The 26,109-nt window shown below is 55.1% G+C and carries 23 protein-coding genes and 1 pseudogene; 10 read left to right on the top strand and 14 right to left on the bottom strand.

The genetic code is table 11. The features are described 5' to 3' along the window. Positions 1-62: 62 nt before the first annotated feature. From VNX88_22145 to VNX88_22130, 4 genes are all read right to left on the bottom strand, one after another. Positions 63-515, bottom strand: coding sequence for a hypothetical protein (locus tag VNX88_22145; GenBank protein HWY71384.1), 453 nt, complete (start codon positions 513-515; stop codon positions 63-65). Beyond that, positions 512-892: a YkvA family protein gene (locus tag VNX88_22140; protein HWY71383.1), complete on the bottom strand. Its 381-nt coding sequence runs from the start codon at positions 890-892 to the stop codon at positions 512-514. Before VNX88_22140 ends, VNX88_22145 begins: the two co-directional genes overlap by 4 nt. 84 nt (positions 893-976) lie before the next feature. Continuing rightward, positions 977-2,512, bottom strand: coding sequence for an arylsulfatase (locus tag VNX88_22135; GenBank protein ID HWY71382.1), 1,536 nt, complete (start codon positions 2,510-2,512; stop codon positions 977-979). A gap of 55 nt (positions 2,513-2,567) precedes the next feature. Continuing rightward, positions 2,568-3,584, bottom strand: coding sequence for a formylglycine-generating enzyme family protein (locus tag VNX88_22130; GenBank protein HWY71381.1), 1,017 nt, complete (start codon positions 3,582-3,584; stop codon positions 2,568-2,570). A gap of 565 nt (positions 3,585-4,149) precedes the next feature. Between VNX88_22130 and VNX88_22125 the strand changes: the two genes are divergently transcribed. Further along, on the top strand, positions 4,150-4,890 hold the full coding sequence (locus tag VNX88_22125) for a sensor histidine kinase (protein ID HWY71380.1): 741 nt from the start codon (positions 4,150-4,152) through the stop codon (positions 4,888-4,890). 650 nt (positions 4,891-5,540) lie between these two features. Further along, the gene (locus tag VNX88_22120; GenBank protein ID HWY71379.1) at positions 5,541-5,708 is read left to right on the top strand and encodes a hypothetical protein; all 168 of its coding nucleotides are present in this window, start codon (positions 5,541-5,543) and stop codon (positions 5,706-5,708) included. Between the two features lie 106 nt (positions 5,709-5,814). Here VNX88_22120 and VNX88_22115 read toward each other — a convergent pair whose 3' ends face one another. The 3 genes from VNX88_22115 to VNX88_22105 form a co-directional block, all read right to left on the bottom strand. Continuing rightward, entirely contained in the window at positions 5,815-5,985 is a 171-nt protein-coding gene (locus VNX88_22115; protein HWY71378.1) for a hypothetical protein, read from the bottom strand. 645 nt (positions 5,986-6,630) lie between these two features. Beyond that, positions 6,631-7,104, bottom strand: a complete 474-nt coding sequence (locus VNX88_22110; protein ID HWY71377.1) for a hypothetical protein — start codon at positions 7,102-7,104, stop codon at positions 6,631-6,633. A gap of 541 nt (positions 7,105-7,645) precedes the next feature. Then, positions 7,646-8,428, bottom strand: coding sequence for an SDR family oxidoreductase (locus VNX88_22105; GenBank protein ID HWY71376.1), 783 nt, complete (start codon positions 8,426-8,428; stop codon positions 7,646-7,648). A 489-nt stretch (positions 8,429-8,917) separates the two neighbouring features. Between VNX88_22105 and VNX88_22100 the strand changes: the two genes are divergently transcribed. Beyond that, positions 8,918-9,358: a response regulator transcription factor gene (locus tag VNX88_22100; GenBank protein HWY71375.1), complete on the top strand. Its 441-nt coding sequence runs from the start codon at positions 8,918-8,920 to the stop codon at positions 9,356-9,358. A 16-nt stretch (positions 9,359-9,374) separates the two neighbouring features. On the opposite strand, the gene VNX88_22095 is transcribed toward VNX88_22100, so the two are convergent. From VNX88_22095 to VNX88_22080, 4 genes are all read right to left on the bottom strand, one after another. Next, a complete protein-coding gene (locus VNX88_22095) occupies positions 9,375-11,240 on the bottom strand; it encodes a PAS domain S-box protein (GenBank protein HWY71374.1) in 1,866 nt (621 codons plus the stop codon). 218 nt (positions 11,241-11,458) lie between these two features. Then, positions 11,459-11,740 carry a hypothetical protein gene (locus VNX88_22090; protein HWY71373.1) on the bottom strand — a complete coding sequence of 94 codons (282 nt, stop codon included), beginning with the start codon at positions 11,738-11,740 and terminating at the stop codon, positions 11,459-11,461. A 369-nt stretch (positions 11,741-12,109) separates the two neighbouring features. After that, a complete protein-coding gene (locus VNX88_22085; GenBank protein HWY71372.1) occupies positions 12,110-13,495 on the bottom strand; it encodes a carbohydrate porin in 1,386 nt (461 codons plus the stop codon). 68 nt (positions 13,496-13,563) lie between these two features. Next, complete coding sequence (locus VNX88_22080) at positions 13,564-15,933, bottom strand: arylsulfatase (protein HWY71371.1); 2,370 nt, start codon at positions 15,931-15,933, stop codon at positions 13,564-13,566. 398 nt (positions 15,934-16,331) lie between these two features. Between VNX88_22080 and VNX88_22075 the strand changes: the two genes are divergently transcribed. Together VNX88_22075 and VNX88_22070 are read left to right on the top strand one after the other, a co-directional pair. Further along, positions 16,332-16,733, top strand: a complete 402-nt coding sequence (locus VNX88_22075; GenBank protein ID HWY71370.1) for a DUF202 domain-containing protein — start codon at positions 16,332-16,334, stop codon at positions 16,731-16,733. Between the two features lie 90 nt (positions 16,734-16,823). Then, a complete protein-coding gene (locus VNX88_22070) occupies positions 16,824-17,708 on the top strand; it encodes a bile acid:sodium symporter (GenBank protein HWY71369.1) in 885 nt (294 codons plus the stop codon). Positions 17,709-17,746: 38 nt separating this feature from the next. On the opposite strand, the gene VNX88_22065 is transcribed toward VNX88_22070, so the two are convergent. Both VNX88_22065 and VNX88_22060 read right to left on the bottom strand, forming a co-directional pair. Continuing rightward, a complete protein-coding gene (locus VNX88_22065) occupies positions 17,747-18,706 on the bottom strand; it encodes a transporter (protein ID HWY71368.1) in 960 nt (319 codons plus the stop codon). 996 nt (positions 18,707-19,702) lie between these two features. Further along, positions 19,703-19,849, bottom strand: a complete 147-nt coding sequence (locus VNX88_22060) for a hypothetical protein (GenBank protein ID HWY71367.1) — start codon at positions 19,847-19,849, stop codon at positions 19,703-19,705. A 507-nt stretch (positions 19,850-20,356) separates the two neighbouring features. Between VNX88_22060 and VNX88_22055 the strand changes: the two genes are divergently transcribed. From VNX88_22055 to VNX88_22045, 3 genes and pseudogenes are all read left to right on the top strand, one after another. Further along, positions 20,357-20,590 carry a sigma factor gene (locus VNX88_22055; GenBank protein ID HWY71366.1) on the top strand — a complete coding sequence of 78 codons (234 nt, stop codon included), beginning with the start codon at positions 20,357-20,359 and terminating at the stop codon, positions 20,588-20,590. A 12-nt stretch (positions 20,591-20,602) separates the two neighbouring features. Then, positions 20,603-20,992: pseudogene (locus VNX88_22050) on the top strand (sigma-70 family RNA polymerase sigma factor). Between the two features lie 79 nt (positions 20,993-21,071). Continuing rightward, entirely contained in the window at positions 21,072-21,494 is a 423-nt protein-coding gene (locus VNX88_22045; protein ID HWY71365.1) for a hypothetical protein, read from the top strand. Positions 21,495-21,547: 53 nt separating this feature from the next. Here the strand turns inward: VNX88_22045 and VNX88_22040 are convergent, their stop codons facing one another. Further along, positions 21,548-24,682, bottom strand: coding sequence for an AAA family ATPase (locus VNX88_22040; protein ID HWY71364.1), 3,135 nt, complete (start codon positions 24,680-24,682; stop codon positions 21,548-21,550). A 272-nt stretch (positions 24,683-24,954) separates the two neighbouring features. Between VNX88_22040 and VNX88_22035 the strand changes: the two genes are divergently transcribed. Then, positions 24,955-25,122, top strand: coding sequence for a hypothetical protein (locus tag VNX88_22035; protein HWY71363.1), 168 nt, complete (start codon positions 24,955-24,957; stop codon positions 25,120-25,122). 68 nt (positions 25,123-25,190) lie between these two features. Next, positions 25,191-25,733 (top strand): hypothetical protein, encoded by a 543-nt coding sequence (locus tag VNX88_22030; protein ID HWY71362.1) that lies wholly within the window; start codon positions 25,191-25,193, stop codon positions 25,731-25,733. Positions 25,734-26,109: the final 376 nt, after the last annotated feature.

Raw genomic sequence — 26,109 nt, 5'->3', positions numbered from 1 at the left:
TCGAGTTCAAAAACGGTCGAGAAGACGTGAGCATTGTCGGATTGTCAGCGTCTGCCGAACTGTCAGCGTCTGCCGAACAAATCCACTCTGGGTTTGCCCTCGTTGTATTTCCCTTTCTGGTACCAGATTTCGACATTCCTGATCTCGCGTGCGCCGCCGCGAAGCGGAATGGCTCGAGTGCGACTGCCGGAGCGAACAACTTCACCGACAGGTAGAACTTCGTCTCCACCATTGCGGAAATGGATAACGATTCGCTCGAAGCCGATCGAGCCATTCGTAACTCCCAGTTCAAGGGCGGAAAACGTTCCTCCCCCGACTTCGATTTTGTCGTGATCCGCTCGGCCGTCTACATGAGCGTTGCCCAGATGCTGCCATCCGCCCACCGCGCCCCTACCCGCACGATATTGAGCAGCCACGAAAGACGTAAGGCTGAACAGAGTCAACAGAAGCATGCCCTTAGTCGCAAACTGGTTTATTGAAATCGTCTTCATATATCCTTCCTTCCGTCGATTCATGCCGATTTCTTCGGAGATGCGTCGTGGCCTACGACTAACGACTCTTGAGTCTTCGCCTCGCATTCAACCAGCACCGTTCTCGGTGTAAGCGTGCGAAGCAGTTTCATCCCGATGAGGAGAACTGCCAGATCGTCCAACTGTCCAATTACAGGAATGAAGGTGGGTATTACCTGGATCGGACTGAGGAGGTAGCCGAGCGTGCAAGCGGCAATCACTTTGGCGTGCCAAGGCACATCCGGATGTCGCAGCAGCAAGGTGATTACGCGGGTTTCCCGAAGCAGGAACTTAAAATCTTTATTCCACTTTGCCGATCGCTCGCAGGCGAAATGGTCGTCGCTTGCTAAATCAGGAACCGGAATTGCAATCTCATTGTTCATGAGGCTTAAGAAAAGAGCCGCTGCGCCGCCAGATCTCTCTTGCGGCGCAGCGATGGACTGTCTTCATGCGCCTTCAACCGTTGCCTAGGCCGCCGCTGCGCCGCCTGCCGCCCCGGCCATGGACTTCTTGGTCTGCCGCGCCTTCTCCAGGGCTTGATCAATACTGAAGCTAGCCGGTTTTTGTCGTGGCGGGAACTCCTCAAAGGTCTTGAGAAATTCGCCAACGATCGCCTGCGCCGGTACCAGCACAAACGAGCGGTCTGCCATCCATTTGTCATAGAACATCGAGGCATCCTCGGTAGCTCTCTCGAATGGATCGCTCCTTAGGTTGTAGAGATCGGGGGCACGCAGCGATTCGAAGGGCTGCTTCCATACGCCGAGACCATGGGCGTTCTGCACCATGAAATGGACCTTCCAGTTGTCCACCCGCAGTGCCATCAGGTCGCCGTCGTCGCTCCAATACAGGAATCCCTTTCTGGGATTCTCTTTGACCTCCCCCTTGAAGAATGGGATGAGGTTGAAGCCGTCGATGTGGACCTGGAACGTCTTGTTGCCGGCTTTGTGGCCCTTCTTGAGTTTTTCGACAATGTTCGGTTCACCTGCGGCTGCCGCCAATGTTGGGAGCATGTCGGTGTGGGAGAACACTTCATTGGACACACTTCCGGGTTTGAGCACGCCCGGCCAGCGGATCGCGCATGGAACGCGCCAGCCGCCCTCATAGTTAGTGTCCTTCTCACCGCGAAAGGGTGTAGCCCCACCATCGGGCCAGCTCATCACCTCGGCGCCGTTGTCGGTTGAATACATGACTATGGTGTTGTCGGCAATGCCCAGCTGATCGAGCTTGTTGAGAAGCTGTCCAACGTGGCCGTCGTGCTCCACCATGCCGTCGGGATACAGACCCAAACCGGTCACACCTTCCGACTCCTTCTTGAGGTGCGTGAAGATGTGCATGCGGGTCGAGTTCCACCAAACAAAGAATGGCTTGTCGTCCTTTGCCGCCTTCTCGATGAAGGTCAAGCTCGCCTTCAGGAACTCCTCATCCACAGTCTCCATGCGTTTTGTGTTCAGCGGGCCCGTGTTTTCGATTTTTTGTGTGCCATCCGGGTTTGCCCAGCTGTGGAGCACACCACGCGGCCCGAACTTCTTCTTGAACTCAGGATCCTTTGGATAGTCGGGGTTCTCTGGTTCCTGCTCGGCGTTTAAGTGGTAGAGGTTGCCGAAGAACTCGTCAAAGCCATGAGCGGTGGGTAGGAACTCGTCGCGGTCACCGAGGTGGTTCTTGCCAAACTGGCCGGTAGTATAGCCGAGCGGCTTCAGGATTTCGGCAATAGTTGGGTCTTCGGGTTGAAGTCCCAGATTGGCTCCGGGAAGTCCAACTTTCGTAAGACCGGTACGGATTGGCGATTGCCCGGTGATAAATGCGGCACGGCCGGCGGTACAACTCTGCTGGCCATACCAGTCAGTGAACAGACAACCTTCTTTGGCAACGCGGTCAATATTGGGTGTGCGATATCCCATGACGCCGTGGTTGTAGGCGCTGACGTTGAACCATCCGATGTCGTCGCCCCAGATGATTAGGATGTTGGGCTTCTTGGTGAGTTCCTTTGCTTTTTCCGGCATATATTCTTGATCTCCTTAAGAGCGGTGAAAGCGGTTGACGGTTAGTGCAGACGCTTCATTTCTTCTGTTCTGAGTTGTGACATGCGCACTTCTCCGCTGCCGGCTTTCTTACAATCAATCGCAATCCGACGTGGCACGTGGATGTGTCTATTGGCTGTGCCATGCGCGCAGCCGGACGGTAGCGGCGGCAATAGTTCGGCGCGCACAAATAGGACCCGCCTTTAATAACCTTGCGTGGGATTCTGATGCCCGGCATTTGCGGATCGTAGCTTTGCTCGATGGATCCCACTTTGGGACCTATGTTTCCGCAACACGGTTTGGTCACGGCATGGCGTGCGGCATACCAATCCGTAGTCCACTCCCAAACGTTGCCGATCATGTCGAAAACGCCGTAGCCGTTGGCGGGAAACTGGCCAACTGGAGAAGTTCGTTCGTATCCGTCGCTCCGCAGGTTCTGCCACGGGAATTCGCCCTGCCAAACGTTGGCCATGTGTTTGCCGCCGGGTGTGAGCTCCTCCCCCCAGGCGTAGGCCGCACTGGCAAGCCCACCCCGCGCGGCAAACTCCCACTCAGCTTCTGTGGGTAATTCCTTCCCTGCCCATTTGGCATATGCTTCAGCGTCTTCGTAAGCAAGATGAACTACAGGATGTTGGCCACGGTCTTTGATCGAACTCTGCGGCCCTTCGGGATGCCGCCAGTTCGCGCCCTGAATGTAGGTCCACCAGTTGTAGTGATTGCTTAGGTCAACGCGGCCCGTTGGTTTCTGAAAGACGACCGATGCAGGCTGCAGCATCTCCGGCAAGGCTCCTGGATAGTCTTCGGCCCGAGGCGGACGTTCAGCCGTGGTGATGTACTTCGTCTCCTCGATAAAGCGGGCAAACTGTTCGTTCGTTACCTCATATTTGTCGACCCAGAATCCCTCGACGGTGACTGAGTGCGCGGGGGCTTCCTCCGGGTAGTGATGATCGGATCCCATCTGGAAGGTTCCGCCGGGAACCCAGACCATGTCATTTTCGAGTGGCGATTGGCTGCTATTAGTTTCGGGAAGCGACTGACTCTCAATGGTTTGCATAAGGACAGTTCGACCCAGATTGGGATACGACTTGCGGAGGAATTCCTCGGCCGAGGTGAGCGGTCGTTAGCTGCTCACGACCTCCGACGCCTGGAAATCTTCTGCCTTGCCAAGTCGTTGGCAATTAGAGTTGCCGGGGGCAGCCCATTGAACTGTCAGAAATGCTAGAGATTGGCACGAGTGTTGGCTGGTAGATTTGTGAGCCAATCTGACCTCTTTGCTCAGGTCTCGTTCGCCAGCACGGCGACTCTGCTTGTTTTCTTGAAGATTACTGAGTGGTACCCTGTCATTTATGGCAGGTAGGCGGACCAATTCAGGACAACCATTGGCTTGTAGACACTATTCTCGGAATTCCCGAAGTGGCATACTTACAGGTTTGGCCACCTATTATTGCTAGTAGTAATCAATTAGACGTTACTTTTTAACTTGACAACGCCAACTTGCCCCGTAGAATGCGAACGCAAAGTAAAGTGACAGAGGAGTTCTGTTTGACTTCGACCTGGCTGCTGTAACCACTCTCGCAGTCCACCAGTCCTTCTGCTGTCACAGCAAGTGAGCGACGCTTATGTTCTCCCACTTCGAGTCGCACGTTTCAAACGAACTGAGTTCCGTTCCTGTGCAGGCGAAAGCAGGCTCCACCGCTGAAGAACTAGGTCTAAGCGGCCGGTTAATCGCCCTGGCGGAAGAAGAACGCAAGCATCTTGCGCGAGAGTTACACGACGACATCGGCCAGCGTCTCTCGTTGCTCGCAGTCGAGCTGGACCTTCTAACAGTTGAGCAGGACTGTGCAGGTTCAGTCCGTGACAAATTGAATCAGGCCCTGGCCGAAATAAAAGAGTTAGCCACGGATGTTCACAACTTGTCGCATCGGTTGCACTCTTCAAAGCTCCAGCATCTTGGCCTTCCAATTGCCTTGAAGGAAGTCTGCAGGCAGATGGCAGGCCAACACCGCATAGCGATCGATCTTCAAGCTGACAACATCACCCCGATTTTGCCCGAGGATGTTTCCCTGTGCTTGTACCGCGTGGCACAAGAGGCCCTTAGCAACGCCGTGAAGCACAGCCAATCGAAACGCGTTGAAGTGCGCCTCAAAGCCAGCAATGGAAGAGTCTTGCTACAAATCAAGGACTTCGGCATCGGATTCGATCCTGCAATGCAAATCGGTGGACTGGGGCTAGCCACGATGCAGGAGCGCCTGCGCATGATCGGCGGAACACTGTCCATACAGTCCATTCCGGGAATCGGAACGGAACTTATTGCAGAGGCAAGGACGGAATTTGTGCGAGACGCAATCAGCGCTGCGTAGTAATTTACCGACATTCGACAACGTTACAGTTAGCGACGCTGAATGGATTATCAGCGTCCAGTTGAAGCGCAGCAAGTTTCTCCGCTGGGCGCTCGACGGTCCGCCTTGTGCAGTTCGTGGCCTGCCCTACACGCTTCGTTCACCCTTCTGCAGGGATAGGAGTCTTCTCTGCTTGAGCATTTGACGCGGATCGAATCGCTTCCAGATCACGCTTCACTCGTCGCAAGCCACGTTTGATCGAGGCCAGCACCTTTCGGGACTCTGCGGTGTCTAAGGGAGATTTGCTAGAAAGGGTTCGCTTTGAGGGCACGATAGATTTCCTTTCCTGGCGTGAGACGCCTGAGGGGGCTCCAAGCAAAATTCGGATGGGATAAGCGGAAGCCAGTCCGCAGCCTACCTACTTCGTTGAGACTATGCCGTTTGCGGAGTCGGGTCAAACGACAAGTTGCACACGTCACTTTGTTTGCAACTGCACGGGCGCTCTTGGCATCTCATGGGTGTCCTGAAAGCTGCAATGGCGCCCCTAATCGGACGTTGACTCATCGAAGATAAATGCTCTCTATTCAACTTGTTTTGTGCTTATATCCCCAACCCGCTGGTGTGATCTGATGAAGAATTCAAGCCAACATTCTCAAGAAACTATTGAGCGGATGAAGGCCAATTCTGAAGCCGCCAAGAAACGTCTCGCTCGTCTAAATGACGAATATCGTGTTCGTCAGCAAGCGCAGAAGCTTTCCCGGCCGAAGGTGGCCGCAAAGGCAGAAACCTTCGGCGAAGCAGTCGCCAGAATTGCCAGAGAAGCGCAAATCGCTCTTTGACACAACAGTATTCCGCTCTTTTCTGGTCGGCACCGACTGCAGGCTCCTTACTTTTTTACGACTATCCTTTAAGATTTGTGCGCAATCACTGAAGCTCATAAACCGATTACGACTCCCATAGTTCCTGGGCGGCGGCGAGCCTAGCCTTGGCGCTTGCGACACCCTTTTGCGCCTTTTCCAGTGCTTCTCGTGTTTTGGCGTATTTAGTCCGGGCGTCCTTTAGTTTCTTCTCCGCCGACTTCATATCTGAAAGCGCCTTTTTGTGACGTGCAAGCATGAAATACCTCAGGCCTGAATGCAATTGCATGTTCGCCTAACCCGGCGTTAGTTTGCCCGTTACGGGAAGTGGCTCAAGCACTTTTGCTCCAACCGCCCGATAGGAATTGCATAGGCAGATCTTGCAAGAGCCGTAATTGCTGGATTTCACAATGGTGTGATCGCGTTTTTGGTGCCCGCAGTTACAGCTTTGGGATGCCATGGAACAACTCGATTCCGTCCATGCGCGCGCATGACGTATTTGGGAATTTCATTTCAGCTTCTGGCCTGGCTGCGCCGCAGCGTTCGGTAAAGGATAGTTTCCGCAGTACAAACACTTGCTCACTGAGGTTATAGGATCGCACCTGGTGTCGTAGGTGCACGTTTCACATCTTGGCTTTTCTTCTCTCACGTTTGTCTCCTTTTATCTACGAGCTACTTCGTGCGGGGTAATCGCTCCAACAGATCCAACGAGCGACGAGAAAGTGCCAGCGTTTTTTTGTGTTGCTGCCGGGCTGGGTTCACGTCTGCTCCTGCGCCGAAACCTCCGGCATCTGGATGCGCAAATGAACCAGCCCTCAATAGGCGGGAGAGATGCGTATAAAGATGTAATTCAATTGTACGCCGGGCAGCAGAGCCTCTCAGCCGCAGCCAGCTCTAGAGCCGTTTAGTTAGGCTGCGGAGACGTATTCTCCGCGTCAGCTACGTTCGATGGCTTATCGGAGAACGACTTCTCCGGTGAGAACGCCACCTTTTGGTATTTATCGCCAACTCTTCGGATCGCGTCGTGCCAGCCATCGTCCCAGCTGATGCGCGCCTCCCCATCGACGACGGTCCAAGTGCCGTGAGCAGCGCCCATAGACTTCATGGCTTCGCCAGTCGGCTCCAGCGTGACAAAGAAGTGCCCGCCTGCGCCATCACCGACTCTCCACTTGCCAAGGAATCGGCCTCTTCCAACCGAGGACTGGCTCGCCGGACTTCTGAACTCAATTCGCGCTATGTCAGACATGGAGAAGGTTTGTTGGCGGCCATCTTTGAATACGATTACCAGCGAATGCGATTCATCACCTGCGAATGGCATGGCTGCAGTGGCAACAGTCAGAGTGGCGAGAGTAAGAAGAACCGAGACGGCAGATCTCATTTGAGGACGCTCCTCCTTCGTGGGGCCCAGTGCTGCTCAAGGAAGGATACGCAAATCGCCAGGAAATTGTTCTCTGGTCGCAGATGCATTGGAAAATGCCAGAGTTATTGATGCTCGCGTACGTCCGGACTTTGGACGTCATTGCCACAATAAACGCAGCTTCACGCTTTCAAAAATGGGGAAATTGGAATTCGCAGAGTCAGTACGGGCAACACTCGCCAGCGCAAGGAGGGATTCCTAGATAATCCCGATCTTCCTGAGTCATTTCTCTGCCATGCGTGCGGCGAAAAACCAGCTGCATTCTCTCTACTGCTGCCGGTGACGGTTTCGTAGGAGGGTGGCTGTTTCCGCATGTTTCAGCAGAAGTTGTTCGTTCGGTGCTCACAGGGGATACCTCACGTACTACTCAGTTGTTGGTCGGACTTGAAAATTTGGATGATGGTGGAGAGCCCGTAGGTTGGATTGGGAGAGCTGCTGGCTACTCGCAACTCGCTTCTGTCTTCTTGAACCTGCTCCCAACTTGGGGCACGAACTCGATGCGCTAACGATGGCTGAGCCGCAACGATTCCCAACTTCCGTCGGCAGTCCACCCACCGTCCACCGTAAGGCAATGCCCATTGATAAACCCGCTCTCCTTGTCGTCGGCAAGAAACGCGATCGCAGATGCGATATCGTCCGGTGTCGCGAAGCGCCCCATCGGGACACGGTTGGTGATGTCCGCGTCTGTATAGGTGCCACGGGCCTGATCTGCCGCATCCATTTCGGTTTTTACCCAACCTGGACAAACGGCGTTGACGCGTACACCTCTTCCGCCCCATTCGGCCGCAAGCGTCCGCGTAAGGCCGATCAGCCCATGCTTTGACGCGTTATAGGCAGCCCTGTCGGCAATACCTACGAGTCCAGCTACGGAGGCCACGTTGATAATGCAACCGCGTTTGGCTGTGAGCATCTTTGTGCCGAATGCCTTGGCCAGCAGAAAGGGCGCCACAAGATTCACTTCCAACACGCGACGATAGTCCGCTGCCGAAGTGCTCTCGCTGGGCGCGATTAAGCTAATGCCCGCGTTGTTAACCAGGACGTCCGATCGGCCCCAGGCGTCGTACACGCTGCGGACAAACTCCTCGACAGTCGATTCCTCGGCGACGTTCCCAGAGTGGCCTATCGCTTCGCCTCCTCGAGACTGAATCGACCGAATCGTCTGGTCTGGCATACGCAGATCGTTGAGCGCGAGTCGGTACCCTCTATCAGCTAACACCTCCGCCACCCTGCGGCCGATTCCTTGTGCCGCACCTGTAATTGCCGCTACCGGCTTCTCCTGAATCAAAGCGCCTCCGATCAGCCGAGCCGTTTCCCGCTTTCGATCTGTGCGACTCGGGCCTTCGCCATCTTCAATTTTATAAGCCCTGTGATCCTCTTTCCTTGGCCAGGTGTCGAGCCAGTGCGCAGATTGACGCTGGGATAGCTGGAGCGTCTTGACTTGTCGATTTCATTTCGGGACGTGGATTGGGCTGGAATACCATGCGCTGCTCCTTCGGTGCTCGGACGCGGCGACATTGAGGCGAGCTTTTGATTGCCCAATTCGCGAGCAGGTTGATCGAATCCGTTACGTTAAGTCGTAAGCTATTGAGCGACGTACTGTCACAAATGACAGAGGCGACATCGCATCAACCCTTGCTTCAATACTCGGCGGAAGTTGACGCTTGCTGCGGGCGTCCAATTGCGGGAACTTTTCTATCTGGCCCGAGCGGTAGCTTTCTCTCCAGTTTCGACAACAAAGCTCCGACTCCGGGGTTTGGATCCATGAGGGGGGTGCTTGGAAACATCAACCATTCGGGTTTTGGTGGTGGATGATTACGAACCTTGGCGCCTTCTTGTCCGTTCGATTCTTGGGAAAGAATCGGAATTGCGAGTCATCGGCGAAGCTTCCGATGGATTAGAAGCAATTCAGAAGGCTGAAGAGCTGCAACCAGATTTGATCCTGCTGGATATTGGCCTTCCAAAACTCAATGGAATCGCGGCCGCTCGGAGTATTCGTTTGCTCGCCCCGTTCTCCAGGATCATCTTCGTAAGTCAAACCCGCTCTTCGGACATTGTGCACGAAGCTTTAGGGACTGGTGGAAACGCCTACGTAGTAAAGGCGAATGGTGCGACCGAGCTATTACCCGCAGTAGCAGCCGTTCTTCAGGAAAAGCAATTTGTCAGCGCAAATTTGGTCGCCACGCCTGCTGGGTTTGCAGGTGGCTCTCAACCTTGACGGTATGTTCCGCCTATTAGCCCACTGCTCGTTCACAGACCTGCACTGGTGTTAAGGGAACGCGAACATGAATTCTGGTGCCGCCCGCTAACTTCGATTCGACGGCAATTGTTCCATTCACCAGTCGAACGCGTTCGCGCATGCTAATGAGGCCCAAGCCTCCTTTATTCAGCGCCGCTTCAGCGTCGAAGCCGGTTCCATGATCTGTGACGGTGAGATGAAGCTGATTGTCGGAGTGACTCAGGTTCACTTTGAAATGCCGCGCTCTGCTATGCTTGGCAGCATTATTCAACCCTTCCTGCAGAATTCGGAAAAGACATAGGGAAACGTCGGACGATCCGACTTGTTGAATCTCATCATGGGTAAACTCAACCTCTACATCGTGCTGTGCGCCAAACTCTTTGCAGAAGCTCTTCATGGCAGCAACCAGGCCCAAATACTCGAGTTGTGGCGAGTGAAGCTGACGTGATATCGATGATACTTCGTTCGCAGTCGCAGTAATCTGTTGCCGAATCTCGCTCAGCCGGAGATCCATTTCGGCAACGGAACTGGGACCGATCTTTAACCTATCGATTTCGACTGCCAGCACTGCCAGACGTTGGCCGATATCATCGTGCAGCTCTCTCCCGATCCGGGCACGCTCTTGCTCCTGCGATTCGATGAGCTTTCGACTCATACCTGAGATCGCCTCTTCCATCTCTTTGCGGTGAGTAATGTCCTCGGCGAAGATCAGAATCCCTCCGACCTCCCCGCCAGGTGTCCTCCACGGACGAATCTCCCAGCGAACCCAGGTAGTAGTGCCCCCTTCACGATCCCAGGGGTCTTCCTCGACTCGCAAGGTTTCTCCGTCAAGACCACGGCGATGCATTTCCTTCCAGCGCTCGGGAACATCAGGGAGAAGTTCGTAATGCGAACGTCCAATTACCTGCGAACTGTCAACTGAGTAATCCGCACACCAGCGGTCGCTCACTTGCAGGTAGCGCATGTCACGGTCGAACATGGCCACTCCGGCTGGTACGTTCTTGACGAAGATTTTCAGCAGTTCCTCCCGAGATTGCAGTAATGCGGCCTGCGCTTCTAAGGTGCGGTTCAGTTCCAAAACCGCTTCTTCCGCCCGCTTGCTCTGCGTGACATCTATGTTGACGCCGATCATCTTTGAAGGCTCGCCAGACGCATCCATGAAAACTTGCCAGCGCCCTGCGATCCAATGAACGCTCCCGTCAGCCCAGACCACCCGCCATTCACCCTTAGTTGGTTGTCCGCTTTTCATCGCGCCGTCAACCAACTTGATGACTCCGGCGCGGTCGTCTGGGTGAACAAGATTCTCGAATGCAGTCTGTGTCCCGCCAAAACCGCCCGGCGGCAAACCGTACATTGCCTCCAGTTCCGGCGTCCAAGTATTCACTCCAGTCCGATTATTCCAGTCAAAAGTTCCTATGCGAGCGGCTTGCTGCGCCAATCGCAGCCGTTCCTCGCTGGCGCGTAGTGCCTCTTCTGCCGCCTTTTTATCGGTAATCTCCTCCACCATCGCAATTACCAGTGGAGATGGCCGACTTTTTAGTAAAGAGATACTCAAGTGGCCCCACACCAACGAGCCGTCCCGTCGAAAATAACGCTTCTCCAGTTGGTAGTGATCTATCGAGCCTGCTCGCAATTGCTGGAAAAGAGCCCAGTCCTTTTCGGCATCTTCAGGAGGAGAAAATTGAACACAGTGTTTGCTCTGCAACTCCTGTTCGCTGAAACCTAGCAGTGAGCAAAATGCTGGATTGACGAAGAGCGGTTGCCCGTCTAAGTTCTCCACGGCAATCCCGATTGGACTCGCGTTGAAAACGTCACGAAAGAGCTGAGCGTCAGGCGTCAGGCTTTGTGATACCTCTCCCATAGCACCGGTATATAGCACTGTTTGAATGTAACAGCAACGATGTTGGGGCAACAAGGTAACAGAAACTTAAAGCTCGGTTTGGTTTGCGTCGTACTGTGAAGAACCGTAAAGGAGCGCCAATTTTGCACAAGAGTGAGAGTGTGTGCACCTTCGTATTTAGTTTTCATTTGTAGAATGCTGACTCGGGCCCAGAGTGTACACAGGATGACCACGAGCTGCTAGCCGCCGCCGGATTCAATACTCCCGGAATCGACGATCGGCATGACATGGCCATTCCGCTCATAGTTCAGGGCGCTGTTACTTTTGTCTAAATTGACCACCCTGCCGGGAGTCACTTGAGCAAGCCTCACTTCCTTCATAAGCTTTGGACAGAAGTGAGGCAGGTGGCAGGCATGCCAATGGTCATAATTAAAACCGGAATCACTGGCGCGGATGGCTACGAAGAGCAGCTCGGCGAATATCTGTGCGATTCCCCCAATTGCCCCAATTTCGCGGTGCATGTAGCGGGGTTCGTAAAGGAGCTAAATCTTGTGGCCGTATTTTGCGAGGAACACGCAAGAAAGCTCGGAGTGAAGATTTGAAATCTGGTTCTTGTGTGCACCAAGATCTTCTACCGACCTTCTCCGGACGCAGTGACGACATTACGCCACCAGTTTGACGATCGCCTGACGCAAATCCCTTTTTAGCACTGCCATCCCTCGCGCGTTTGTTGCGCGGGGAATCTGCTTTTCTGTGCGCATCGAGAAACAGCAGATCCCCCACTCCGCGTTGAAATCATTGGCACAACAAAGGCTTGGCTGCGGAGTGGGGGATGACAGTGCTTGGAGTGAAAGGGGACATTAGCTCGCCCTCACCAGAGTCGCACTTGCCTAAAACACGATCTCTAACCGTCCGCCAGGAACAACCGCGGTCTGCGCTACGGGCCGCGTGGGGCGAATGATCTGCAGATCGGCGGTTAGCCTGAACCACGGAGTGATGTGCAGGTTGTAGAACGTTTCCATCTGGTGCTCGGGCTGCGGTCGATTGATTCTGAGCAGGCTGAGGTTGTCCTTTAGAACGCTGCTGAGGTCAGTGAATGCGTAGGAGATTCCGAACTCGTCGCGTTGGCGGCTTTTGAAAATGCCGTTGCCGCCGAGGCCAATATCGAAAAACGTAGTGATCGGGCTGGTGCCATTGTCGGCGAACGATAGCTGAGTGAAAACGCCCCAGCCGTTTTTGGGAGCTCTCTCGACAATGTATTGTCGAGCTGTGTAGCTCGCCGACCACGAGCCTCTTTGCGGCGTGATCGGGCGGATCGGAGGTCCGGGTATGACGATCTCCTTGATCGCGTCAAATGGCGTGTATGCCTTGGTGGTTACGGCCACGCCAAAAGAATGCTCGCCCGTCTTCCCGAAGAACTTAGAGGGTAGGTTGATGCTCGGATAGAAAGTCACACCGTCGGCAAACAAGTCAGAGAGGCCGGCAGTCGTTGAGTGATCGTTAGGATCAAGCACGGCTAAGCTGATGAACGGCTTTCCTCCGCGAACGTAAGCAACTGACGCGCCGTTCGTGATAAGCGCGACTTGCCGTAGAACCGTCAAAGGTCCGATTTGCGCGATATTGAAGAAGCGCTCTATGCCACCGCCGGCGAAGAAGTCCTCCTCTAACAGGTCGAGCAGGTTATAGCGCCCCACCGATACGGCTAAGAGGTTGCCTTTCTTCAGGTCAATCGGGAATAGCTTCGTGACACTTAGTGTAGTGATCGAGAACACTGTTCTGGAAGCGGCGGGAATGATAGCCGCCGTGTTAACCAGGTTGATCGTTCCAACTCCTCCCAATGCAGGCCCGCCATAACGTGTCTCGGTCTTGAAGTCGGCCGACCAGAACTGCCAACCCGCGAGTTTCCCGAAATCGAACTTGAAATCGGTCTGGAAGCTGCCGTTGTACGCGCCGCTTCTGGTGATACCCCCGGCCGCTACACCTTGGGCGAACTGCGAAAGCGTAATCTCCGTGGTGACGCCTTTTTCCTTCATCCGCGATCGAGCACCGCCCCAATCGCCCGTCATCTCCTCCTGCTCCCAGAAATCTGGCGCCGGCACTGATGCGGGTGCGCGGCTCACGGCGTCAGGCGTCGGGGCCGCGGGTGCGGCGATCTTTTGTTTTTCCGGAGGCGATTGCGCTGTCGTCGTTTCCTGGCCATAAGTGGCAGGATGTAGAACCAGCAGCGCTGATAGAAATACCGTTGTTGTGATAGCCCCTCTGGTCGCAATTAACATTTCATTCACTCCACACAACAGAACGGGTCGCAACTGACCGCGCTCTACTGTGACCGACAGTGGTTTTTCTATTGCCGCGCCACGGCGATCATGAATCGCTCTTCGGCCTCGATCATGTGATCGGCATCCTTGGCGGCGGCATCGATATCGATCTGCACCCAGTTAATCTTTCCGCTGAACTCATTGCCGCCCGGTCCGTAGTCAGCCGAAACGGGCTCGCCCACGTCGCAGCCAACTTCCAGCGTCTCGTCCAGAGAGAAGAGGAAGCGGTGCGTGCGCTCGACGCGGCCTTCGCCGACTTTCTTTCCATCTACATACAAGCCGATGGTCGCGCCCTTACCGAGGCCACCTCCGTCGTAGACAAACTCCATCCGTACCTGGTGCTTGCCAGCCGGCAATGGTGAGGTCGCGGTAACGTCGTAGCGCAGGATGCCGACGCAGTTGTAGCAATACTTCAGCTTGCCCTGGTACGCGTAGAGGCTCCAGCCCCCCATGTTGCCCCCCTGGGCGACAATGACGCCGCCGGCGCCAGACGATGGCACCTCGATCTCCGCACTAACCGAATGCGACTTGTTCTTCGTGTTGATAACTGAGTTTTCCTGCAGGCGACGCATGCCGGGAAACAGGAGCTGCGTTGTGCCGTGCACGACTGACGGGCGTCCTGCGAGGTCCGAATTGGCACGTTCGACCTTGCGGTCATCGAGTGGGAAGACGTTGTACTTCGTCGCCTCGAGCTCGAAGAGTCGCTTAAGTTCACCGACCTTCTCGGGCATCTGCCTGGCGAGATCGTAGGCCTGTGACCAATCTTTGTTTGTGTCGTACAGCTCCCAGACGTCGGCATCGAGCGGAGGCTGCGCCTCTGCCATTACCCAGGGCGCGACGCCGTGCCTCGTCACGGCGGTCCAGCCTTTGTGGTAGATGCCGCGATTGCAGAGCATCTCAAAGTACTGTGTCTCATGCCGCTCCGGCGCCTTTGCGTCATCGAACGAGTACGCCATGCTGACGCCGTGCAGCGGCTCTTGAAGGACGCCATTCACGATCGTCGGCGCCGGCAGCCCCGCCACCTCGAGCACTGTGGGCGCGACATCGATCACATGATGGAACTGTGAGCGGATCTCACCTTTGGCCTTGATCCCCTTCGGCCAGTGGACGATCGTTCCGTTGCGGGTGCCGCCCCAGTGCGACGCAACTTGCTTGGTCCATTGATACGGAGTGTCCATTGCATGCGCCCAGCCCACTGCATAGTGGTTAAACGACCGCGACGTGCCGAGGTCGTCAATGCGCTCGATCATGAGCTCCGGCGTTATCAGATCGGGCGCGTCGCCCATCGCGACTTCGTTAATGGTCCCAATCAGCGAGCCCTCCGCCGAAGCTCCGTTGTCGCCGATGACGTAATAGATGAGAGTGTCGTCCAGGATTCCCAAATCGGTCAGCGAGTCAATGATCCGACCGACGTGATGATCGGCGTACTCGAGAAAAGCCGCGTAGATTTCCATCTCGCGCGTCAGCACCGGACGAAGTCTCGCTTCGGTCTTGTCCCACGCCGGAATCTCCTCCGGCCGCTTGGTTAACTCGCATTGGGCGGGGATAACTCCCAGTTTCTTCTGGCGTATGAAAGTTTCTTCGCGAACCTTGTCCCAACCCTGATCGAACTTGCCTTTGTATTTCGCAATCCAGTCTTTGGGGACGTGGTGCGGCGCATGGGTCGCGCCCGGGGCGAAATAAATGAAGAATGGCTTGTCGGGCGCGATCGCCTTCTGCTGGCGAATGTATGCGATCGCCTTGTCGGCCAAGTCTTCCATCAGGTGGTAGCCCTGCCCAGGCGATCGATCCGGCTCGACCGGCGTGGTTCCGTCGTACAACCCCGGATAGTACTGGTCGGTTTCGCCCCCGATGAACCCGAAGAAATGCTCGAAACCGGAGCCCGTTGGCCAGTGGCCGTATGGCCCTATCGGAGTGGCCTCGAAGACCGGGACTTCGTGGCACTTCCCGAATTGGGCCGTCGAGTAGCCGTTCAGCTTGAGGATCTCAGCCAGCGGCGCGCAAGTATTCGGCCGCAATGAGTTGTAGCCGGGAGCCGCAGTAGCAACCTCAGTAATGGCGCCCATGCCAACCGCGTGATGGTTGCGTCCCGTGAGGAACGCCGCCCGCGTCGGCGAGCAGAGAGCGGTGGTATGGAATCGGTTGTATCGCAGGCCACCTGCCGCCAGCCTCTCTGCGGTGGGCGTCTTGCACGGACCGCCGAAGACGCTCGACGCTCCAAAGCCCACATCGTCAAGAAGGATCCAGAGCACGTTCGGCGCGCCCGCCGGAGGACGCAGCGGCGTGATCGGCGGAAACTTTGTGTCCGGATCCTTGGCGTCGTAAGTAGTCAGGCCGACCGGTTTGCGGTCCGGAATGGGTAATACTTGGCGTTGAATCGAATCGTTAGAAGGCATCTCTAGATTCCTCTCATTCAGCCGCCAAGCCTAGCCGCGCGATAGCGCCCTCGTGGACTGGCAATGTTGCCAGTCTTGGCGCTGGACTTTTTGCGTACTTCCCGGCTATGTGCGTTGGAGCGCTGGCCGGGCAGTTGTTCTCCGCAGGATCAGTCCCGGAATCTGTCAATCTTGACAGCCGCTAACTGATGTCGTCGTAGACGCTTTGTCTCTCCTGTGCCCTCCTGGTGCGTCGTGGTTCATCGCGACGCACCGTTTTTCGTTTGAGGAATGAAAGTTCAACACGTGGAGTAGTTGCGGCTGTCAATGCTGACAGTTTTTTGCGACGCAGACTCCTCATAGGTTTGTTATCTGAATTCTCGGCGCGCTGATCACGCGCACTTCACGGAGGCAGCGACATGGGCCAGGCGGTGACTTTGCAAGCCGTTCCGAATTCCACTGATTTGGCCTTTCAGCGTACGCGCATGGCCGCGGAGCGCACGCTGATCGCTTGGATACGAACGGCGTTGTCGATGATCAGCTTCGGCTTCACGATCTACAAGTTTCTGCAGGCGATGCAAGAATCTCAGAAGTTGCCGATCCGGGAAAACGGCCCGCGGAATCTCGGTCTGACTTTGATCGCGTTAGGAACCGCCGGACTCATTATCGCCTGTGTTCAGCACCGTAGCCTGCTTAAGCAGTTGCATTATTCAAGTTCGATCGGCACTCGTTGGTCGCTCGCAATGATGGTGGCGGTCGCGATTTCGTTATTGGGAACCCTAGCGTTCGCAAGCATCGCACTGCGCATGGGACCCTACTGACCGGACACTCCATGCACGAGCTGAGCCCGGAATTTGTAATTGCTGCGCTCCTGTCTTCGATGTGAGAACGACTAAGTATTTGGAGATTTTATGGCGACCGTATTGTGGCCCACAGACAAGATTCTGCTGTTGATCTACATCGTTCTCGCAATGATGTCGATTACCTTGGAAGCGACGTTGCGCCAAATAGCAGCGGCGCTGCGCAATAGGGCTTTGGTCACACGAGCCCTGCTGATTAATTTTGTGCTGGTGCCGCTTCTGGCTATCGTGTTGGTGCAACTCATACCGATGGCGCAGGACGTGAAGGATGGAATCCTTCTGCTTGCGGTAGTTCCCGGAGACTTTCTGGCCTTTAATTTCACGCGAAAGCTCGGCGCCCGAATCGAGTTCGCAGCGGCAGTGCTGTTCCTCCTGACCTTTGTGGGGGTGCTCCTGGCTCCGGTCTTGGCCCACTGGATAATTCAATCGCAGCTCCCCGTGAGCGTGCCCTATGCAAAGGTGATCAAGGCAATCCTTGTTTACGTCGCCCTGCCTTTGATCGCGGGCCTTGCGCTCAATAGGTGGTTTCCGAAGCTTGCTACGGCATTACAAAAGCCATTCACGGTCCTTTCGACTTTAGCCTTCGTAGGATTCACGATTTCTACCGGATCGACTAAAACCGCAGCTGCGAAGGCTATTGCAGGTGGGGGAGCGCTGCTAGGCCTTGTGCTGTTCATCCTTGGTGGAATGATCCTCGGTTGGTTCCTGGGCGGTTCCGACCGCGAAACGCGGGGAGTTATGGCGCTCAGCAGTGCGTTGAGAAGCTTTGCAATCTGCCTGGCCATCGCGGCGGAGACGTTCCCAGACAGCAACGTAGATCTCACGATAATTGCTTCCGCCGCGATAGGAATTCCGATGGCGTTGCTATTTACCGTGTATCAGGCACGAAAAAGGAAGAAGAAGATAGCCGCACACTCACTGGCGGGCGCAGCCTAATACAATTTGATATCCGCGGCATCATAAGCTTGGTCTCTTCAGTGTCGATCCAACCTTATACACTGCCAGCTAACACCGACCGTCTTGAAAGCGGTGCCGGCTCTCGCAGTAACGCCTGAACTGTAAGCGACCTTTATCGATTGCACTTTGCCGATGGGCAGAGACAGAGTTCCGCCTACTCGCGTGTTGCTCTGGCGTGACTTTCCCGGACCGTTGTTCAGATGGACGGCGCCGCCGCCATACCAGGTCGAGTCGAACGCAACCCACAGTCCGCGTCGCACGGTATAGCTTAAGTGCGCCTGAATCGACGCTAGGAGATCCTGGCTGCGCGTTGAATCTCCGGGAAAATACGCTTCGTTGGTGGTGAACAAGCTGGCGGCGGTGTACAAGTCGAAGTTAAGCTTTTTTATAGGCTTCGAAAAACCAATCTCAGGTCGAAAGGCCCATCGGTTTGTAGCCAGGTTGATGAGCTTTGCCGAGTTGTACTGACCAGTTGGAGTATCTACCGACAAGCTCGCGGCGAGGATGAATTTGTCATGTTTGGCTGCGGCGAACTCTCTTGGCTTGAGCGCCGGTGAGCCGAGGATGTTGAATGCAAAACGGAAATGAGCGGCTGCGAGTCCCGATCTTGAGATCGAACCGCTCTGTTCACCCACAGTCCCGGAAACGTCTCCCCAGACATACGGCAAAGCCGCGTTGATTAATGACTGCCGTCCGAATAGTCCAAACGTTCGCCCAATGCCGACAAACGAGGAATATAGCGTGGCCTGAACGTCTGTGACCGGAACCGTTGGATCGAAAATCGCGCCACCACTAGAACGCGTAAAGCCAACTGCAAGGAAACTGGTACCCACAGGAGAAGGTGAATAAGCACGGGGTTCGAGCTGCTGCGGGAACATAGAAGAGGTTGAAAAACAAACGAAGAAGCCAATGAGAAGCCGAACGACGAAGTCGGGCAAGGCAGGCTGACAAGCCCGGACGGCGAGAACCGCAGTCATATGCAAGTATTGCCAGCGCGGCTTGGGACTGTGCCCTTTCCCGAAACTCACTTCCGAGCCGTAGTGGCTAAGTGAGGCATCACTGGCATTTTGTTCGCAAGAACAGGCTAAGGTCGCGACCGGTAAGGCAGAACTGTCAACTCTTACAGGGGGCTGGTCTTTCCAGCACATCTGCAGGAGGGGGTTGGGAGACTCATCGAGTCAGGAAGGGGTAAATTCCCCAGCTCACAAAAATCAGAACAATTAGCCCGATAATTACTGCCAGTTCCTGATCGGTGAGCCATGAAGTGAATGTCGTCTCAAGTCTCTTTAGCACCTTGCTCATCCTCCGTGAAGTTCCACGCTGTGCTTTTCCGAGCGTAACGAACAATGATGATGCCAATCGTCCCGAGGTCCCGATACTGTCAGAGTTGCCCGTTCTGGACTGTCAGTCTTACGAGTCCACACGATGTATCACTCTCTCAAGACTCCAGGGTGCTCTCGAACCGCCCGAACTGAGATACCCGCATCCTTGCCGTTCCGGGAATCTGCTCTATAGCGGCGCACGTACTTCTACATGGTTGCCGTTGCTCCAGCGCAACGACAGATTCCCGTTCTAGCAATAAGGTTTTACTCGTGGACTAGTTGTCCTCAAATCTTTTTTGGAATTGTGAGTGATGAGAGTAGAGAGTTCTTATAAGCCCCACCTGTGTTCCCGTTGTGGCGTTTGGTTCTTTTCGATGAAGGCATTGAGCGCAAAGATTGCCTGGGTTTGCAGCGATTGCGCGATGGCAAAGTGGTTTGCCATCTCTCAATCTGCCTCCGTTCCTCGGTAGTCCTCCGCTGGCACTTCTGCCAGTTGCGATTTCCGCTTAGAGAAATACGATTCGAGATACGAAGCGACTCCTGATGGGGACTCCGTATTGCGAGGGCAGGTGCGGCCCTCGCCATTGCGGCGTCCCCACAGGTTTGCGGCAACGATGACGGATGCGATATCTACTCTTTCTCGTTGACGCTTTACTCCGTCACGCTTCCCATCTTCTGCGCAACGAGTACATATCCCAGGCCGCAAATTTGCGGTAAGCCGTGTGCTTCGTCATGATCGACACCGATGTCTACTTGTGGCTCGGGTCGAAGATTCTTTAACCCTTTGAAGATTGGCACGTCTGTCCTTTCCTGTCCTGCGCTTCTCCTACTTCTGACAATTCTTGCCGCATTTGTCCGACTGAACTGGCGAGTGGCTGCCTTCTGAAAACCTCAGTCAGGGGGTAACGATCATTCTAAGAACGAACTCTCTTGGTCCGAAAAAACACTATTCGTCACAAAAATGCAATGTAAACGCCACCAGGACGTCACGCCTGGGCTCCTTCTGCACCCTATTCTGGCTACGTTATGCGTGGAGCTTTCGTAGTTCGTTTGGCACCTGAAACGGAACCAACTCAAGGTCGGGTTGAAGGCTGGGTTGAAGAAGTCGATTCGGGCGTGGAGGTGAAGTTCAGATCTGGCGAAGAATTGCTCACTTTCTTAAGCCAGCGCTTCGAGGCAATTTTCCCCACGCGAGTATGTACTGCGCAAAGCAACACTCCCGACCACGATCAAGACTAGGAAAGTCGCGCGATAGCTAGGTGCGGGATTACGGGCCCATCGCAAGAGACATATAAGGAGTCGCCGATGTGCGCTAATCAGATGCAATCGAACCAGGGATCGCTTTCCGAAAGCGGACTGGTTCATGCGGCGAAACAGGGGAATGTAGCCGCTTTCGAAGAGCTGGTACGGCGCCACACCTCGCGAGTTTTTCGCATCGCCCATCACATCAGCCATAGTCTCGACGACGCGCAGGAGATAGTCCAGGAAGTGTTTCTGCGGGTATTCCAGCATCTCGAGAACTTCGAAGAGAAAGCCTAGTTCTCCACATGGCTCACGAGAATCGCCGTGAACGCTGCTCTCGCAAGGCGTGGCCGTCCGCAGCCGGCCATGGTGTCACTCGATGAAGACTGGCAGGACGAAGAGGGTTTTAGGGCGGAGCATCTCCCGGATTGGCGACCGAACCCAGAGCAGCTCTACGGCCGATCCGAACTTAGGGACATATTGCGCCAGGCTCTTGAACAGTTGCCGGATGGTTACAGCCCGGTCTTCGTGTTGCGAGACATCGAAGGACTCTCCATTAATGAGACCGCCTCAGCTTTGGGCTTGAGTGTGCCGACCGTCAAGACGCGCCTTCTTCGTGCGCGACTGCAGCTTCGAGAAGCGCTGAGCAAGCGCTTCGGGCAGAGGAGCTCTCCTGCAGGTCTGTGGCCGGAAACATGACGGCGATCCCGATCCCAAATGTCCAGCCTTTAGGCGAAGTCGCCAAAGTAACTCCGCAGATCAGTGAAGCAGATCCCAGATGAAAAGATCAGTGAAATACATTCTTGGTCATCTCCTCTTAGCCGTCGCATGCTTTGCGCAGGATGGTCTGACGGTTCAAAGCGGAAGGCAGAAGTGGCCGGCAGTAGAAGCTCAGAAAGTTTATGCAGCGGCATGCTTAGTAGTTGCTCAGGAGTACCGCGTGAAGGGGAACCTGAAGCCGCAAGTAACACTAATCTTGGGCGCCGATAAAGAAGACGTGTGGCTCCAAGGACACGAGATAAGGCTTACAAAGTGGAACCGCTATATGTTCGCTCAGGGAGTGGTGATGCTCGCCCTGGCAGATGCGGTGTCGTTCGACAAACGACTTGAAATGACGAAGAGGGCTGTTAATTGGGCGGACGCGACCGTTGAAGTTGGAGACGTTGGCAGAAGTGTGTCGAGCGACAATGGTCGGCCGTAGCAAACGATCTTTCGTCCCGTCATGACATCGTCTCTAAAGGTCGAGCTCGCTTACTAACACGCTGCCAGCGTTTTTGCGAGCTCAGTCCCATCCAAAATGCGCTGGATTGGAGAAGCCTTGAGGAAGCCGTCTTTTAGTGATTCGTCGCAATCGAGCGACTTGGCCATTGCGAGGATTAACGATTCGGCTCGACTCCGGTGCTGTTCGGCTTTGTCGGCTTCTCTTACTTGTCTGTAAAACTCCCAGGCTGTGGCGTGGACTCGCCAGGCCGCCAGCGGCACCTCAAATCTATCTACAATTGCGAAGGCCTTCAGGAGAGCATCTTCGGTTGCGATCCATTCTTTCTGAGCCATTGCTACTCGTGCTTTCGTCATCCAGGCGAGCGCCTGCAGGTTCGGATCTGAAGTCGACAACGCCGATTTCAGGAATCGCTCCGCCTCACGCTGAGCATTCGCAATATCTCCTGCTTCTAGAAAGACATTGCTTAGCCCAAGCTCCGCTTGCATACGCCAGTACCAATGCAGGAAAAATTTTTGCGTCGACTTCCGATCGCGTACTTCGGTGAAAGATTTCGCCGCCTCCTCATAACGTCCGTCATAAAGTGCGGAATGTCCTCTGGCGATGAGCGACATGGCATTCGGATGGCGTGCGAGATAACCTGGATTAGTATCGACTAGCCTCGCACACAGCTGCTGCGCTCCCTCGAAGTCGAAGATCACAGTATGCAGCCAGGCTTCACGAAGGATAAACATCCACGCATTGTTGCCGTTTTTCTCTGCCCTTGCTCTGGCTGCCCGCATAGCTTCCAGCGCCCGCCCGAACTGACCCAGATGTAGAAGTGCAATTGTCTTCGCGCTCAGCGCAAGGACATAGGCGACAAGGCTCGTGCTTTCATCCACTTTGGAAATTCCCGTCTCCGCAGTCCTGAGCGCGTCGCGATACTCGCCTTGAAGTGTCTGTCGATCTGTATCCCACACCTCGTAATATCTGGAGATTCCGGCTTCGCAGGTTCTAAGTGCTGCCTGGCTTTCCCCCTGCAACGACTGAAGATTCGTATGCCAGATTTCCTGGTAGGACGGATGCTCAGGATCAGTCAGACGGCTAATGGTCTGTCTCGCTAATGCGCAGGTCTCAGCATCTTCTTGTCGCCACTCGTCGTAACCGAGACGCAGCGTGGCCGCAAGCATTTGTGTGCGGGCAACGATCAGGGGATTATCAAGGCCCTCGCATGCTTGCAGCGCTCGCTCACAAACTGCAAGGCCCTGGTCTCCATCAATCAAGACTGTGGTGCGCGCCAGACAGCTCAACGCATTCACCTGCGCTGCTCTTAAGCCCGCCTGCGCCGCGCGATTAGCTTCCTTTTCAAACGCTCGGGCCGATTCCAACATATCCCCCAAGGTGTACTGAGCGTCTCCCATGCGTCCAAGAATCCGAATTTCCAGCTCGATGGCGGCACGCGACGGAACTCTAGATGCAAGGCGGAGGGCGTGCTCGAGTATGTGGACCGAATCCCGATAGGCAAATTTCCTGGTTGCGTTCTCCGCAGTTATCAAAAGATATTTGGCCGCGCGTAAATACTCGCGCCCGAGTTCAAAGTGCAGCGCAATCTCTGAAGCCATCTCAGGCTGGTCGGAGGCACAATCGGCCGCGAGACGCTCTCCCAAAGTCTTATGAAGCCGCACGCGGTTGCTCTCAGAGATTCGCCGGTAAAGAACTTGGCGGTGGAGCGAATGGATGAATTCGTATTGCGCAGCAGTATCTCCATCCGGAAATTCCCGGATGCCTGCATAGCGAATGAATTGCTGTTTTTCTGCTAGTGATTCGCAAGCCTCTTCAACCTGATCTGACTCAGTGTCCAGCATGGAGCTCAGAGTGCACACAGAGAAGCGGTCTCCGATGACACTGGCGTGTTTCAGGACACGTTGCTCGAGTGCGGCCAGCTGATCGAATTGGACTTCCAGCAGCTGCTGTAAGGACTCGGGAACACCGGGGGCGAAGTTCTCAAGTGGCACCGTGACGGACCACGTTTCGCCGTGCGCTGCGATCAATCCTTTCTTAACCATGTCCTGGACGATCGCCACCATGAATAATGAGTTTCCGCCGGAATGCCGGTAAATCAGTTTTGCGAGAGTGGGAGGCAAGTTACTGCCCGGAAACTCTGCAGCCAAATAATCCGCAATGTCTGTCTCTTCGAGCCGCTCCAATGGGAGTTCGTGGCACAGATTGTGAATCAGCAGGTCCCGCTTCAAACGCTTTAGCGGGTTTTGAGACAACACTACGTCTGCTGGCCGATAGGTGCCGAGCAGGACGAGTTTTGCTAGACCTCGTTGCCGAGCAAGCGCTGAGATCAGATCGAGTGTGGATGGGTCGGACCAGTGGAGGTCTTCTACCACGAGAACCAGCGGATTCTCCGTGGTGATCGCTTCCAGCGCTTCGCAGATTTCACGCACCATGCGTTCGCGCGTGGCTCCCAGGATCTCCCGCTGAAGGGCTTCTCTCTGCTCGCTTTTTACCAGGGAAGGAAACTGCACCAGCCATGTAGGCGCACGCTTCGCGAACGTCTCTACGACGGCATTTCCCTCCGGACCTCGCATAAATCGACCGAGAGCCTCGAGAAGCGGATAGTAAGCTTCTTTTCCCCCGAAGCCCTCGACGCACTGTCCGCGAGCGACCCGAAGATTCGGAATACGTTTTGTCCGAGAATGGAACGCGTCCACCAGTGTGGTTTTGCCAATACCGGCTTCCCCCGTGACAAAAATTACTTGACGCTGGCTGACCAGTGCCTTATCGAGGAGTCCATCGAGTGCGGATAGCTCGGGCTCCCGTCCGACGATACTTCTCAAATTCTCAGTACTTGGAACCCCTTGTGGTGTGTCGATGATTTCGTCGGTAACCGGAGCTACGAATTGATATCCCCTTTTGGGAAACGTTTCGATGTACTGCGGATTGTCCGCGTCGTCACCGAGCACCTCGCGGATTTCTCGAATGTACTTCCGCACCACCTCGGGATTTACGTACGTCTCCGACCAAAGCGCCTCGAGAACTTCGTCGACCGTCACCAGGCGGCCTGGGTTCTCCACTAAATAGCGCAAGACATCAAAGCCCTTCGGCGTGAGCGGAACCCGGTCCTTTGCTCGCCAAAGACACTGGTTCCCAGTGTCGAGCCGAAACGACTGAAAGGTCTTCATGGTGATGTCCTGCTGATGCTACCCAGGTGGAACGCGCTCAAAAAAAGACGGCACGCGAGAGTTTTTACGTGGGACGAATCGGATTGCTGGTGTTCGGTAAGGCGGGCTAGAGCTGCGAGCTCGGTCACTTCCACCTAGCTGTATGCGCGGTCCCCTCGTCACGGAAATTGTAAGAGAACGGCACTGATACGTCACACGATAATTTCGCTACTTGCCTAGTCTGACGTTGCTGCAACCAGCGAACGGCAGGAGGGACTCCCCGAGCCTGCTGCATGAAAGGACCAATGGCAATGGAGATTGTCTGGCGTAATCCCCTTCCACCGTCGCTAAACGAAAACCGAATCATAGGAATTGCTGATGATGACTCTCGTGCCGTCTACATGGTCCGCATTGCAGGCGCGGTGGAGGAGTTCGAACTGATTCTGGGCGGAGCTGCATAAGAAGGGCTCCGCTCTTTGTGTTTGGGCCCGAACATAATTCAATTCAAGAAAAGGAAGAACGTACAGAAATGAAATCGTTACGCAACCATGCCAAGACAACGGTAGTAGGTCTCTTCACAATTTTGCTGCTTGCCGTAGCTTCTTTCGCGCAAGACCACGACGATAATGGCGTTCGCTGGAAGACAATCGTCGGCAATATCACCGTTTCCAATAACGATGCGGTCGCGGGAATCAACCCCGGGACCACTCCTTGGAGCACGACCGGCGGAAGGGCTAGCGTCAGTCTTTCGACCGGACATGTTTCCTTCGATGTCGAAGGGCTCGTATTGAATGGTGGGAATGCCACCGGCACTCCGGACGGCGTGGATCAAGTTGAGGGCTCGTTGATTTGCAATGCGGGCCAGCAGAATCCAACCATTTTCACCACGCTTCCAGTGCCGCTGGACGCGCGTGGCAATGCGGAATTTTCGGGGACATTCAATGCCCCTCCGGCCACCTGCAACAACCCTCTCTTTCTAATCCGAATTGGCCCGGATCTTCCGGGCGCCAACCAGCGCTGGATCGCTACGGGAGCCGTGCGCTCCTTTGGCGGCAGCGATGGTCACAACTAAGTGGTATTAAGCCTAACGCCGTAGCGGGCGAGGTCAAGTGGCCTCGCCATTTTTCATTAGGGCGAAGACCTTCCTTGCGCACGAATCAGATGCGAGATCTGATGAGATCTGCCGGGCGATTGAATTCGAAGATACGTTCGTGAAACTTCGCCCCAGCGACGGCGCCCAGGTTTTCTTTTTCCGAGGCGGGCTGGCGATCCCTACGACAAAACCAGCCCGCCGATGACCGTTCCCCCGCGTTGGATGATCATGTGGCCCTTCGATCCTAAGGCCACCGGACTGCCGGTGACCCATCGCGATACCGGAGCGTACATCATGTGGGCAGGTTCGCCCTACGCACACCTGCACGTCATGGGGAGGCCTTGAACGAAGTACC

The organism is Terriglobales bacterium (assembly GCA_035567895.1).
In the GTDB taxonomy this organism is placed as follows: Bacteria; Acidobacteriota; Terriglobia; order Terriglobales; family Acidobacteriaceae; genus Gp1-AA112.
The sequence above is the reverse complement of the archived record's forward strand: the minus strand, read 5'-3'. Positions and strand labels throughout refer to the sequence as shown.